Origin of the sequence: Mycobacterium sp. (genome assembly GCF_035506235.1) — a bacterium.
Lineage (GTDB): Bacteria > Actinomycetota > Actinomycetes > Mycobacteriales > Mycobacteriaceae > Mycobacterium.
Genome location: NZ_DATJPU010000140.1, coordinates 72,135 through 84,883, shown reverse-complemented (window position 1 = coordinate 84,883; position 12,749 = coordinate 72,135). Strand labels below are relative to the sequence as shown.

The following is a 12,749-nucleotide window of genomic DNA, read 5'->3' as shown; positions in this document are numbered from 1 at the left end:
CGCGCTCCCTTCGTCAGGTGTGTCAACCGACTTCTACCATCGCAGCGGCCGTGGGTGCTGAGACCCGGCTTAATGATTCCGATGATCAGGCGCGGGTTGACTGGCCCCGCACGCATGGACACGATGGCTTGAATGGCTGACATCACCGTCGCGATCCGCGCCGACCACGACTGGTTCCGCGAGCAGTTCGCGAAGCTGGACTCGCTGCGCGCGCGGGAACCGGTCGATTACTCGGGCCTCGAACGCGTGTGGCGTCCGCTCGCCGACAAGCTCGACGTGCACGCCTATATCGAGGAGAAGATCTTCTACCCGCAGCTGCTGAAGCGCGGCACCGACGATCCCGAGGGCGAGACGCTCGATGCAATCGGTGATCACAATGACATTCGGGACGGGGTGCGCGACGCCGACGCCGCGCAAGTCGGCACCGAGGAGTGGTGGGCAGCGGTCGACCGAACGCGGTCGGCCAACGACGACCACATGAGCGAAGAGGAGCGGGAGGGATTGTCGGACTTTCGTCGCAATGCCCCGATCGGCCTCCGCGAAGCCCTGGGCCGGCAATACGGCGAGTTCATGACCGAGCACCCCACCACCGAGGGGTTGGCGATCGTCGACCGCGATCCCGCGCGGTACGTCGAAAGTGTCGAGAACAAGGCGCCGTCCAAACGCACGGACTTTTCACTCGGCATAGGCAGCTTGAAAGGCCAATGAGCCGACGGTTCGGGCCGGAGTGAGCCCGTTCGCTCGGCGGCTGGCACCGGGTGGTTAACTGCGACCGTGCGCAGAGAACCGGGATTGGCCCGACGCTTCTTCGATCGATTCGAGCCGGTGCACGCCGTGACCTACTTCGCGCCGGAAGCGCGGGCGGCGTTGGACGGGCTGGGCTACCGGGGTTTCTGGATGGGCTACTTCGCCGCACGGTCGGCCCCGCTGGGCAAGGTGCCACGGGAGGTGGTGACCGCGATCTTCTACAACTTCGCGCCCGAGCGGGTCGCCAAGGCCCTGCCGACTGCGTGGGAGATCGCCGGCCCGGAAGCCGCGCTGCGCGCCCGACTGGAATCCGCCGTCGCGGCGCTGCGCCGCTATGGCATCACCGGCGATGAAAACGTCGCTTTGGCAGCCGAATTGGCGGGCAGGGCGGCGCGCGAGGCGCCTCTCGACGGGAGAGCGCTGTTCGCCGCGAACCTGGCGCTGCCCTGGCCGGAGGACCCGCTCGCCGCGCTGTGGCATGCGACCACGCTGTTGCGCGAGCAGCGCGGCGATGCGCACGTGGCCGTGCTGGCCGCCGCCGGCATCTCGGGTCGGGAATCCAACGTGCTGCACGCCGCGGCGGGGCGGGTCCGGCGCGACTACATCGCCCGCACCCGCGACTATGACGAGGCGGCGTGGCGTCACCACGAGCGGCGGCTGGCCGGGCGGGGGCTGCTCGACGAGGACGGCTCGCTGACAGCGGCCGGCCGCCGGCTGAAGGACGACATCGAATCGGGCACCGACACGCTCGCCCTGTCGGCGCTCGACGCGCTCACCGACGGCGAGGTGGAGACGCTGTTCCAGGCGCTCACCCCGGTCACCCGCGCGGTGGTCGCCTTCGGCGACATCCCCGCCGCGACTCCTATGGGCTTGCGCCGCGACGACTTAGACGACGGCAGCGCGCATTTGGCCGAAAGGTAGGACTCAGGCGCCATCGGATGCGGCGCCAACCTGGTGCGCCACAACGTGATCCATCGGTGACCCGTTGCCGTTTGTCGCTTCGCGGTCGGCCACCGTGGTGGCCAGCGCCGTACCGTTCCTGATCGTCCCGATAATGTCGACGTGGTCGTTGATCGCGAAATGTGAAGCGGCGGTTACGGATCGGCCGTCGCCGGCAATGATGAGGGTCGTGTTGGGGGTGACGAGGTAGGTCTGGGTGAACCCGTCAGCGCTGCGCGCGGTCACCGAGTCCGCAGACACGGCGATCACCGTCCCCTCCTGACGCACCGGCTGCGGAACGGGGGCCGGCCCCAAGGTCGCCTCGACCGTTGGCTTTTCGGGCTGGGCCGCGTTGGTCACCAACGCCGTCAGGCACGCGGCACACACCACCGCACCGGTGACGATTTCGCACACCGTGGCAGCACCCGACATCCTGCGCCGCACGCTCCGGTGCGCCGACGGTCGTCTTTGCTCCGGCAATTCGCTCATGCGATGCTTGGCGCCCACGGTCAATCCTTCCTGCGGTTTTACGCCGACAAATGCCGGTGCTTACCGAATCAGGTTGTTGCTCGTGGTGTTACCCGCAGCGCCACGCCGATAAACCGCGCGAGGCCGTTCAGCCCTTGGCCAGGGTGAATTGCGCGACGTCCGTATAGCCCTCGCGGAACAGGTCGGCGCACCCGGTGAGGTACTTCATGTACCGGTCGTAGACCTCTTGCGACTGCACCGCGATGGCCTCGTCACGGTGCGCTTCGAGCGCGGCGGCCCAGGTGTCGAGCGTGCGGGCGTAGTGCAGGCGCAGCTGCTGGACCCGCTTGACGACGAAGCCGGCGTTCGCGGCGTGCTGCTCGACGGCCTGGGCGTTGGGCAGGTCCCCGCCCGGGAAGATCTCGTCCATGATGAATTTCATGAACCGCAGCTTGGTCATGGTGATGGGCAGTCCGCGCTCGGCGAACTCCTCGTCGCTGGGCTTGATGATGGTGTGCAAGAGCATCACGCCGTCGGCGGGGAGCGCCTCGTAGGCCATCTTGAAGAAGTCGGGGTAGCGGTCGCGTCCGAAGTGCTCGAAGGCGCCGATCGACACTATGCGGTCCACCTTCTCGTCGAACTGCTCCCAGCCCCGCAGCAGGACTCGCTTGGTTCGCGCGCCGGGATGCTGGTCCAGGCGTCGTTGCACGTGCGCCTGCTGATTGCGGCTCAGCGTCAGGCCGACGACGTTGACGTCGTAGCGCTCGAGGGCGCGAATGATCGTCGTGCCCCAGCCGCACCCGATGTCGAGCAGCGTCATGCCCGGCTGCAGGCCGAGCTTGCCCAGCGAGAGGTCGACCTTCGCCAGCTGCGCCTCCTCCAGCGTCATGTCGTCGCGCTCGAAATAGGCACAGCTGTAGGTCCGCGTCGGGTCCAGGAAGAGTTCGAAGAACTCGTCGGACAGGTCGTAGTGCGCCTGCACGTCGTCGAAGTGCGGCTCCAAGCTGACGGCTTGCCTCTGATTTTCGGGCACGGCACAACCCCTGACGTGGATTTTGCTGGGCTCAGCGGCGTGTGATCTCAGCCGCGCGAGTTTGACTGACCTGTCAGTGTATCCGGCCGTTCGAGGTGGCGCCGCACGCCCTGCCGGCGTCGGGCGACAGGCCCGCTCGATCCGTCTCCGCAGCGCAGTCACCGACGCCCCGAAACGTAAGTCGCGCAGACTGATTCGTCGTCTGGCCCCGGTACGTGAGTGTGAGACACCCCGGCCCGGGTATACCAGCGCAATGCATGAACGTCGGCGCCGCCCCGGCGGCGCCCTTATCGGTTGCGTCGGGTTACTGGAGCGGGCCGGGTGATTGCGGACCCGAAGCCGGTATCGGACGACCTTCGCCGGTTGGCCGCCGGGCATGGCGTGGCCACCTCCTACCGCAACGAGCGGCGCGAGCCGGTCCAGGTGGACGCGGACGTGGTGATCCGCGTGCTGGGCTTGCTCGAGGTCGATGCCCGTTCCGGGGCCGACCGGCGCCGCGAGTTGACCAGGCTGGAGGAGCGTCACCGCACGCGAGCGGTGCCGCCTACGGTCGCCGTTCGCGTGAGCGGACGGCCTCAGCCGCTGCCCGGGGCCGCGCTCCTGGTGGGCGAGGACGGCGAACGGATCGAGCTGCGCGACGAGCTGCCCGGCGAGCTGGCACCGGGCTGGTACCGGCTACACATGCGGGACGGCCAGGAGGCCACCCTGGTGGCGGCGCCGCCCCAGGTGCCGCCGGCTCCGTCGACCTGGGGCTGGATGCTGCAGCTCTATGCGTTGCGGTCGGCCAACTCCTGGGGCATCGGTGACCTGGGCGATCTGCGGGAGTTCATCGATTGGACCGCCGGTGCGCACGGCGCGGGCGCGGTGCTCCTCAACCCGTTGCACGCGCCCGGACCAACGCATCCGGTCCAGGCCTCGCCCTACACCCCGTCGAGCCGCCGATTCGCCAACCCGTTGGCGCTGCGCATCCAGGACCTCGACGCCTACCGTCGGGTCGACCCGGTCACCCGCGCGGAACTGGACGCGCTACGCGTCTCGGCGAACACCGAGCGCATCGACTACGACCTGGTGTGGGCGGCCAAGCGGGCGGCGCTGGAACTGCTGTGGCGGGCCGAGGGGCGGCCGAGCGTGCTGGACGATTCGCCCGGCTCCCGCGGATTGCGGGACTGGGCGACCTACTGCGCCCTGGCGGAGCGGCACGGCGGCCGGTGGACCCGTTGGCCCGAGCCGCTGCGTGATGTCGCCGGGCCGGCCGTGGCGGCGGCGCGCGGCGAGCTGGCGCCGAGGCTCGCCTTCCACGCCTGGGTGCAGCAGCGGTGCGCCGAGCAGCTGGCCGCCGTGCGGGACACGGCGCGAAACGCCGGTATGGCTCTGGGCGTGCTGCACGACCTCCCGGTTGGGGTCGATCCCGAGGGCGCCGACGCCTGGGCGCTGGCCGACGTGTTCGCCACCGGGGTGAGCGTCGGAGCGCCGCCGGACAACTTCACACCGCGCGGACAGGACTGGGGGCTACCGCCCTGGCGGCCCGACCGTCTCGCCGCCACCGGTTACGCGGCGCTGCGGGACGTGCTCCGCGCCGTCCTCGGCCACGCCGACGGCCTGCGCATCGACCACGTCGCCGGGCTGTGGCGGCTGTGGTGGATTCCCCCCGGCGACGGCCCGGATCGGGGAACGTACGTGCACTACGGCGCCGACGTGATGCTCGCCGTTGTGACGCTGGAAGCGCACCGCGCGGGAGCCATCGTGGTCGGTGAGGATCTGGGCACCGTCGAACCCGAGGTCACGCAAGCACTGGCCGAGAACGGGATGCTCGGGTCGGCGGTCTCGTGGTTCACCCGTGATGAGGACGCGCCCGGTGAGCCCCTTCTCCCGGCCAGAAGGTGGCCGGCACGCGCGGCGGCCAGCATCTCGACGCACGACCTGCCCACCGCGGCCGGATTCCTGCGCGGCGAGCATGTGCGGGCGCGCGCCGACCTCGGTCTGCTCGACGATGTGCCCGCTGCGGAGTCCGCGGCTCAGAAGGAACGAGCCGAGTGGCTGGCGTTGCTGCGCTCCGAAGGGCTGCTTGCGCCGTCCGAGGCGGACGACGCGGCGATCATCACCGCGATGCACCGCTTCCTGGCCTCGACACCGAGCCGGCTGAAGTTGATCGCGCCTTACGACGTGGTCGGCGAGCTCCGGCAACCCAACCTGCCCGGGACGGTCGACGAGTACCCGAACTGGCGGCTGCCCCTGCCGGAAACCCTCGAACAGCTGCGCGCCGACCCGCGGGTTGGCGAGATCACCGCCGCCTTTCGGGGCACCGGCGCCGAAGATTCAGGTGTGGCCGACACCCGCTCCGGTTAATAGGAGATAGAGCGGGTGTCCGAGGGACGGCAAACCCGGAAAAGGAATGGGGCGACGACCATGGAACCGATATCGCCGACGGATGCGTTGTTCCTGATCGGCGAGTCACGCGAGCATCCGATGCACGTGGGGTCGCTGCAGCTCTTCGCGCCGCCGGAGGATGCCGGGCCGCACTTCGTCCGCGAGTCCTATCAGGCGATGCTCGAGTGCACCGATGTTCAGCCGACGTTCCGCAAGCACCCGGCCTTCTTTGGCGGCATCACCAACGTCGCGTGGTCGTTCGACAGGGACGTCGAGCTCGATTACCACCTCCGCCGCTCGGCCCTGCCGGAGCCGGGACGCGTCCGCGACCTGCTGGAGCTGGCTTCGCGGTTGCACGGCAGCCTGCTCGACCGCCACCGTCCACTCTGGGAAGCCCACCTCGTCGAGGGGCTGCAGGACGGGCGGTACGCCGTCTACACGAAGTACCACCACTCCCTGATGGACGGCGTGTCGGCGCTGCGGCTGGTGCAGCGCGCCTTCACCTCCGATCCGGGCGACGACGAGGTAAGGGTTCCGTGGAACCTCCCGCCGAGAAAACGCAGCGAGCCCCGCACGCGGGAGTCGCCGCTCGAACGGCTGGGCCGGACCGCGGGGTCGGCGTTCGCGTTGGCCCCGTCAACGGTGCGGCTCGCCCGCGCCGCGCTGCTCGAACAGCAGCTGACCCTGCCGTTCCGGGCGCCGCGCAGCATGTTCAACGTCCGGATCGGCGGGGCTCGACGGGTGGCCGCGCAGTCCTGGTCGCTGGACCGCATCAAGGCAGTCAAGTCGGCCGCCGGCGTGACGGTGAACGACGTGGTGCTCGCCATGTCCGCCGGGGCGCTGCGGGCCTACCTGCTCGAGCACAACGCCCTGCCGGACGCGCCGCTGACCGCGATGGTGCCGGTCAACCTCCGCAAGGACGGCGACGACCGTGGCGGCAACATGGTCGGCACCTTCCTGTGCAACCTGGCGACCGACCTCGACGACCCGGCGCAGCGGCTGGAGACCATCAGCTCGTCGATCCGCGACACCAAGGACGTGTTCCGGCAACTGCCCCCGGTGCAGCAGCTGGCTCTGTCGGCGTTCAACATCGGCGGGCTGTTCTTCGGGCTGATTCCCGGATATCTCTCGACGGCCTCACCGCCGTTCAACATCGTCATCTCGAATGTCTCGACCGAGCCCTCCGAGCCGCTGTATTGGCGCGGCGCCCGGCTGGATGGGAACTATCCGTTGTCGATCCCGCTCGACGGGCAAGCGGTCAACATCACCGTGACCAACAACGCCGACAACCTGGACTTCGGTCTCGTCGGCTGCCGTCGCAGCGTCCCGCACGTGCAGCGGCTGCTCGGTCATTTGGAGACGTCGCTGAAGGATCTGGAGCGCGCTTTCGGCGCGTGAAAGCGCGCGGTGGCAGTGGAACGAACCGCCTTTCGATCGCGTCATTCTAGGTACAAGCGTTATCGGCGCTGACGGAAGGTCCGCAATGTCAGTCTCAAAAGTGCTGGGCGGCTTGGTGATTGCCGCCGGCTGCTGTGTTACGGGAACGGCACCCGCGCAGGCCGACCCGGATGCGGTCGGAGCCGACCCAAACCCCTACGGCGGCCTTCGCTGCGACTGCCGAGAGGCGGCTCCGGCCGGCGGGGCCGATCAGAGGGGCGAGATCGAGCGTGGAATACGGGAGGGTTTGTCTGTGCGGGTTCTCGGACTACCCGGCCCATAGGCGTCAGATGTTGTTGCTCCTCAAGGTCATTGCGTCAGTGGTGTAATCCAGGCACACCGTGGTGCCGCCAGGGCGGGCCTCGATGGTGCAGTGATCGGCCAGTGCGTGCATCAGCATGATGCCGCGCGACGCCCGAGGGTCGTTGGGCTTCGCCTGCGAGGGCCGATGCCAGGTCCCGCGGTCGCTGACGCACACGCTGATCGATCGGGCGGCGGGATCGTGGGTGGCCTCGAGCTCCATGGTGCCGACGGTGCGATGCGCGCGATACGCGTGCTCAACGCAATTCGCGAGCGCTTCGCCGACGCCCAAGACGATGTCGTCGCAGACGTTTGCAGGCAGTTTGGTCGCCTCGTGCAGCCACCCTCGCAGCGCATGGCGCAACTCGGTTGCCGTCACGGCGTCGGCGTCGCCGGCGCGGACGAATCGCGGCGGGGTGGCGGCCATCAGTGGATCTGCGGTCATAAAACACGCATACCCAGTCGTCGTCCGGTCGACAACCCGTCCGCGTCTCGCTTCGGCCACAGATTGCGCTCAGTTGAGATCGCGGATGCCGCAGCATGATTCGCGCCGGCCAGCCCGGTCATGAGGCGTCGACGGCTGCGCGCTCCTCCTGCAGCCGGTCCTTGCTGCGCAGCAGCCGCAGCAGCGTCACGAGGCCCAGTCCGCCCACGACATTGCCGACCGCCGTGTAGGTGAACCACCCCAGCCAGTCGAGGTAACCGAACGGTGCGCGCCCGGAGACCAGCGCGCCGAAGATCAGCAGCGAGTCGAGGATCGAGTGGAAGATCTGCAGGCCGGCGAGGAGAAACGCCACGGCGACGGCGGCGGCTATCTTGCCGGGCACCGACTCGGTGCCGTGTTGCATCCGGGTCATCAACGTGATCGCCATCCCGCCGAGGACGGAGAGCGACAGAGTTTGGGCCGACATCGGCGCCGTGGCGAAGTGAGTGGCCGATTCGACCGTCTGCTCGTGCAACTGGGGGAACCCGGTCATGATCAGCCACATGATCACCCAGCCGCCGACGAGGTTGGCCAACAGCGTCCCGCCCCACAACCTGAGCAGCTGCCCGATGCCGGCGCGCTTGGCGGCCACGGTGACGACGGGCACCAGGAAGCCCTCCGTGAACAATTCGCTGTGGCCCAGCAGCAGCGCCAGGAAGCCGATCGAGAAGGCCAAACCCGCCAGCAGCGGCTGGTGGGTGGCATGCAGCACCGACAGGTAAGCCAGCACGCCCAACGCGACCTCGGTGCCGCCGAAGAAGCCGGTGACCAGCACGCCGCGCCAGGAGCGGTGCATGCGTTGGGTGCCCTCGCTCAGCATCCTGCTGAAGGCGTCCTCGAGCCGGTCCTCGATCGGGCTGTCGTATTCGCCGAGCCGGCGTTGAATCGTCTCACTCATTTCGGGTTCTCACGGCCAGCCGTGAATACCCGCTCATCGGTGAGCCACGCCTCGACGGAGTGTGACGTTGGTTATAAGGCAGTGGCGCTTCGGCGTGTTACTCCAGCACCAAGACCGGGATCTGCCTGGCCGTCTTCGTCTGGTATTCGGCGTAAGGCGGAAAGGCTTCGACGGCCAGCCGCCACCACTGCTCTCGCTCAGCCCCTTCCAGCTCGCGCGCGGTGCGCGCGACGACCTTCTCGCCGTCCTGCACCGTCACCGTCGGGTTGGCCTTGACGTTGAAGTACCACGAGGGGTGGGAGGGAGCGCCGCCCTGGGACGCCACCATGGCGTAACGACCGTCTTTTTCGACGCGCATCAGTGGCACGTACCGCTGCTTGCCGGACTTGGCCCCCGTCACGGTCATCAGGACGACGGGCCGGTCGAAGATCTCGACCCCGTCCGTCGTGCCTTGTCGCAGAATTTGTTCGGTCTGGTCGCGCACCCAATCTCTGGGGCTCAGCTCAATCCCGTCCGTCATGGCCCTCTCAACGCGGCCGCGCGGCCGATCCATTCCCCACCAAGCGCGAACTCGACCGACACGATGTCATCGACGCGGACGCAACACCGGTGTCACCAGCTCTCCGGTGTCGAGGTAACTGTCGAGGTTGCGGATCGCGAGCAACGCCATGGCCCTGCGGGTCCGCGCCGTCGCGCTGCCGATATGAGGGAACAACACCACGTTGTCCAGGCTCACCAGCTCGGCGGGCACGTGAGGTTCGTCGGCGAAGACATCCAGCCCGGCTCCGGCCAGCCCGCCACCCACGAGCAACTCCACCAGCGCTTCCTGGTCGACGACGCTGCCGCGCGCGATGTTGATCAGGTAGCCGTCGGGACCCAGGGCCTCGAGGACGGTGCGATCGACAAGCTTGCGCGTCCGGTGGTCGCCCGTCGTGGCGACCACCAGAACATCGACCGACTGGGCCAGCCGCGCCGGCGACTCCGCATAGCGGTAGGGGCATCCCTCGATTGGGTGGCGGTTGTGATAGGCGATGGCACAGTCGAAGCCGAGCAGCCTGGCCGCGATGGCCGACCCGATCCGGCCCAAGCCGAGGATCCCGACCTGCAGGCCGCTGACGTCCCTGGCGTAGGGAAACTGGCCGTCGCGCGCCCATCGACCCGCCCGCACGTAACGGTCGGCCGCGCCAAAACGGCGCAGCGTCATCAGGATCAGGCCCAGGGCCGTGTCGGCGACGGTGTCCGACAGGACGTCGGGAGTGTTGCTCACGCCGATACCGCGGCGCTTCGCCGCCTCCAGGTCGATCGCGTCCACCCCGGCTCCGTTGTTGACGATCGCCTCCAGGTTGGGCAGCGCCGCGATGGTGTCGGCATCGACACCGGGCTGGCCCGATGTCACGACCACCCGGATGTCGGCCGCATGCTCGGCCAGGAACTGGGCGCGCTCCCGCCCGTCGGGAAGGGAGGGGACGTCGTATCGCAGGGCCAGCTCGTCGGCGAAGGTGGGCTCGAACTTGCCGACCCGCAGCACCGCGTTGGTCTTGTTCACCGTCACGCGTCCATCATGACGACGCGCGAACGCCCTCGCTTCTTACTGCGTCCGCTTCGGCGGGAACTCGGCGCGAATGGTGATGGCGTCGCGGTAGGCGTACACGCGATTGGGGATCGTTCCCAGCACCGCGATGGTGCGGCCGCCCAGTCCGTACGCGGCGACGAACTCCCACGCGTCGGGATCGCCTTCGACGACCTTGATCGCGTCGTAACCCGTTGGCACGCCCAGCATTTGGACTTTGACGTCATACTGGTCGGACCAGAAATACGGCAACTCGTCGTACGTCTCGGCGCGGTCCGGGCCCGCCAACAGCGTCCGGGCCGCGGCCGCGCCCTGACGCCCGGCGTCGTCCCAGTGCTCGGTGCGCAGGTGCCGCTCGTACAGCGGATGCCACCAGCGCGCGACATCACCGGCGGCCACGACGGCGGCGTCCCCGGTGTCGCCCTCCGCCGCTCCCGTGGCGTCGCAGACCACCCCGTCGTCCACGCACAACCCCGAGCCGTCCAGCCAGTCGGTCGCGGGGATGACGCCGAGTCCGACGATGACGACGTCGGCCGGAACCCGCGAACCATCGGTCAGCCGAACCGCCTCCACTCGCCCGTTACCGACGAAGGCCTCGACGCCCTCGCCGAGCCGAACATCCACGCCGTGCTCCCGGTGCAGCTCGGCCCAGCGGGGCGCGAGCTCCTTGCCCAACGCGGCCAGCAGCGGGCTGGCCGCCTTCTCGACCAAGACCACGTCCAGCCCGATGGATCGGCAACTGGCGGCCACCTCGGCGCCGATGAATCCGCCGCCGACGACGACCACCCGCGGTCGCGAGCCCAGCCGTTCCCGGATCGCCAGGCAGTCCTCGACGGTGCGGAGCATCAGCACCCCATCGGGCACCGGGGCGCCCGGCCATTCGCGCGGCGTCGCACCGCTGGCGATTACCAGCCCATCGAATTGTAAAGCCAGGTCCTGGTTTTCGTCGCGCAGATGGACGGTGCGCGAGGACAGGTCGAGCTTGATCGCCGATGCTCCCCGCAACACGCGCGCTTCCAACTCGAATTGCGGCGCCAAGTCGACACCGGCCCGGTGCACCTGGCCGGTGAGCAGTTTCTTGGACAGCGGCGGCCGGTGGTACGGGGCGTGCCGCTCCGCCCCCACGATGGTCAGGCCACCGTCGTAGCCCTCCTGTCGCAGGGTCTCCGCCGCGCGCGTCCCCGCCACGCCGGCACCGACGACGACAACCTCCCTCAGCTGACGGCTCGGCATCGGATCACTCCTTCACCTTGATCGCCTGGGTGGGGCACGACACCTCCGCGCCGATCAACTGCTGGCGCAGTTCCTCCGGTGGCTCGTCTTGGAGGACGTGCAGTCCGTCTTCCCGTACGTCGAACACCTCGTGGCAGATGCTCATGCACACGCCGTTGCCGTCGCAGGTGTCGAGATCCACCGAAACCTTCATCGGACGTCCACCTTTCGAGCTCGGTTGCCTGAAGTCTCGATCCCCTGGGATTGATCCGGTGACTTTGCCTGGGACAGCGCGCGCTCCCGGGCGGCCTTCGCCACCGGCGAGTAGTTCAGGTAGTCGACCGCCATCTGCGTGGACGCCTCGTCATTGGGATGGTGGCTGGGCCGCAGGTACCGGACCGGCGTCGTCACCATCAGCTTCCATGGGCCCGGCAACCGGTACTCGCGGGCGGCCCACAGCCAATCGCGCCAGCGCCACTTTTGGTCGGTGGTCGGGTCTTGGGCCATCAGGTAGCGGGCACCCGCCACCCACCAGGCGATGAACAGCGGCGTAGTGAAGAACATGGAGAACGCCCTGATCCAGTAGTTGCCGCTGACGTGCTGGTAGACGTCGTACACCAGCGACCGGTGCTCGACCTCTTCGGCGCCGTGCCAGCGCAGCAGGTCGAGCATCATGGGGTCGGCCTTCGCGTAGTCCAGGCCCCGGTTCGTCAGCACCCACTGGCCCAGCATCGCGGTGTAATGTTCCAGCGCGGCCACGTCGGCCAGCCGCCGGTACAGCCACCACCGCTTCATCGCCGGCGGAAACCACTTTGGCGCATCGCCGAGCGTCCTCGACAACAGCCTCCCGAGCCGGTCGGTGTACGGCTTGGTGTCGATCCCCTGCTCGGCCAGGTGATCCAGCACCACCTGGTGCGCCCACGCATGCCAGGACTCCTGCTGGATGAACGGCTTGATCGCCGCCTCCAACTCCGGATCGTCGACCAGCGACGACGCTTCGAGGACCGCCTTGATGAAATGCCGCTCGCCCTCCGGCAGCAACAGGTGCAGGACGTTGATCATGTGCGTCGAGAACGGGTCGCCGGGCACCCAGTGCAGCGGCGTTTCCGACCAGTCGAAGCGGACCATCCGCCGATACTTCGGATGTCCTTCGTGGTGAAGTTGGACCTCGGGCATCAGATGCTCTCCCCTTCGTCTTTTTGAGGAAGCGGCCGATCCAAGGGCGGAACGCGGGCCGCCACTTCGCGACCGTCCAACGGGACGGGTACCCACACACACCGCGACTCATGCGTAC

General features: G+C 68.4%; 13 protein-coding genes. 4 read left to right on the top strand and 9 right to left on the bottom strand.

What is annotated here, in order from left to right:
* Positions 1-132: 132 nt before the first annotated feature.
* A complete protein-coding gene (locus VMD50_RS13265; protein WP_325428201.1) occupies positions 133-708 on the top strand; it encodes a hemerythrin domain-containing protein in 576 nt (191 codons plus the stop codon).
* 66 nt (positions 709-774) lie between these two features.
* Complete coding sequence (locus VMD50_RS13260; RefSeq protein WP_325428200.1) at positions 775-1,668, top strand: SCO6745 family protein; 894 nt, start codon at positions 775-777, stop codon at positions 1,666-1,668.
* A 3-nt stretch (positions 1,669-1,671) separates the two neighbouring features.
* Here the strand turns inward: VMD50_RS13260 and VMD50_RS13255 are convergent, their stop codons facing one another.
* Together VMD50_RS13255 and VMD50_RS13250 are read right to left on the bottom strand one after the other, a co-directional pair.
* Positions 1,672-2,193 carry a single stranded DNA-binding domain-containing protein gene (locus VMD50_RS13255; protein WP_325428199.1) on the bottom strand — a complete coding sequence of 174 codons (522 nt, stop codon included), beginning with the start codon at positions 2,191-2,193 and terminating at the stop codon, positions 1,672-1,674.
* A 109-nt stretch (positions 2,194-2,302) separates the two neighbouring features.
* Positions 2,303-3,187, bottom strand: coding sequence for a cyclopropane mycolic acid synthase family methyltransferase (locus tag VMD50_RS13250; RefSeq protein WP_325428198.1), 885 nt, complete (start codon positions 3,185-3,187; stop codon positions 2,303-2,305).
* A 321-nt stretch (positions 3,188-3,508) separates the two neighbouring features.
* On the opposite strand from VMD50_RS13250, the gene VMD50_RS13245 reads away from it, so the two are divergent.
* Positions 3,509-5,533 (top strand): 4-alpha-glucanotransferase, encoded by a 2,025-nt coding sequence (locus VMD50_RS13245; RefSeq protein WP_414686060.1) that lies wholly within the window; start codon positions 3,509-3,511, stop codon positions 5,531-5,533.
* 60 nt (positions 5,534-5,593) lie between these two features.
* On the top strand, positions 5,594-6,952 hold the full coding sequence (locus VMD50_RS13240; RefSeq protein WP_325428197.1) for a WS/DGAT/MGAT family O-acyltransferase: 1,359 nt from the start codon (positions 5,594-5,596) through the stop codon (positions 6,950-6,952).
* Between the two features lie 325 nt (positions 6,953-7,277).
* On the opposite strand, the gene VMD50_RS13235 is transcribed toward VMD50_RS13240, so the two are convergent.
* The 7 genes from VMD50_RS13235 to VMD50_RS13205 all read right to left on the bottom strand — a co-directional run bounded on the left by VMD50_RS13235 (position 7,278) and on the right by VMD50_RS13205 (position 12,631).
* Entirely contained in the window at positions 7,278-7,718 is a 441-nt protein-coding gene (locus tag VMD50_RS13235; RefSeq protein WP_325428196.1) for an ATP-binding protein, read from the bottom strand.
* A 136-nt stretch (positions 7,719-7,854) separates the two neighbouring features.
* Positions 7,855-8,673: a formate/nitrite transporter family protein gene (locus VMD50_RS13230; protein ID WP_325428195.1), complete on the bottom strand. Its 819-nt coding sequence runs from the start codon at positions 8,671-8,673 to the stop codon at positions 7,855-7,857.
* A gap of 97 nt (positions 8,674-8,770) precedes the next feature.
* Entirely contained in the window at positions 8,771-9,193 is a 423-nt protein-coding gene (locus VMD50_RS13225; RefSeq protein WP_325428194.1) for a nitroreductase family deazaflavin-dependent oxidoreductase, read from the bottom strand.
* 66 nt (positions 9,194-9,259) lie between these two features.
* A complete protein-coding gene (locus VMD50_RS13220; protein WP_325428193.1) occupies positions 9,260-10,225 on the bottom strand; it encodes a 2-hydroxyacid dehydrogenase in 966 nt (321 codons plus the stop codon).
* A gap of 36 nt (positions 10,226-10,261) precedes the next feature.
* The gene (locus VMD50_RS13215) at positions 10,262-11,476 is read right to left on the bottom strand and encodes an NAD(P)/FAD-dependent oxidoreductase (protein ID WP_325428192.1); all 1,215 of its coding nucleotides are present in this window, start codon (positions 11,474-11,476) and stop codon (positions 10,262-10,264) included.
* A gap of 4 nt (positions 11,477-11,480) precedes the next feature.
* Positions 11,481-11,669: a ferredoxin gene (locus VMD50_RS13210; protein ID WP_325428191.1), complete on the bottom strand. Its 189-nt coding sequence runs from the start codon at positions 11,667-11,669 to the stop codon at positions 11,481-11,483.
* Complete coding sequence (locus tag VMD50_RS13205) at positions 11,666-12,631, bottom strand: metal-dependent hydrolase (RefSeq protein ID WP_325428190.1); 966 nt, start codon at positions 12,629-12,631, stop codon at positions 11,666-11,668. The genes VMD50_RS13210 and VMD50_RS13205 overlap by 4 nt, the downstream gene beginning before the upstream one ends.
* Positions 12,632-12,749: the final 118 nt, after the last annotated feature.

What these genes read in the sequence shown, in the direction of transcription:
- VMD50_RS13265 (WP_325428201.1), top strand. Translation starts at nt 133, where the DNA reads ATGGCTGACATCACCGTCGCGATCCGCGCCGACCACGACTGGTTCCGC.
- VMD50_RS13240 (WP_325428197.1), top strand. Translation starts at nt 5,594, where the DNA reads ATGGAACCGATATCGCCGACGGATGCGTTGTTCCTGATCGGCGAGTCA.
- VMD50_RS13235 (WP_325428196.1), bottom strand. Translation starts at nt 7,718, where the DNA reads ATGGCCGCCACCCCGCCGCGATTCGTCCGCGCCGGCGACGCCGACGCC.
- VMD50_RS13230 (WP_325428195.1), bottom strand. Translation starts at nt 8,673, where the DNA reads ATGAGTGAGACGATTCAACGCCGGCTCGGCGAATACGACAGCCCGATC.
- VMD50_RS13225 (WP_325428194.1), bottom strand. Translation starts at nt 9,193, where the DNA reads ATGACGGACGGGATTGAGCTGAGCCCCAGAGATTGGGTGCGCGACCAG.
- VMD50_RS13215 (WP_325428192.1), bottom strand. Translation starts at nt 11,476, where the DNA reads ATGCCGAGCCGTCAGCTGAGGGAGGTTGTCGTCGTCGGTGCCGGCGTG.
- VMD50_RS13210 (WP_325428191.1), bottom strand. Translation starts at nt 11,669, where the DNA reads ATGAAGGTTTCGGTGGATCTCGACACCTGCGACGGCAACGGCGTGTGC.
- VMD50_RS13205 (WP_325428190.1), bottom strand. Translation starts at nt 12,631, where the DNA reads ATGCCCGAGGTCCAACTTCACCACGAAGGACATCCGAAGTATCGGCGG.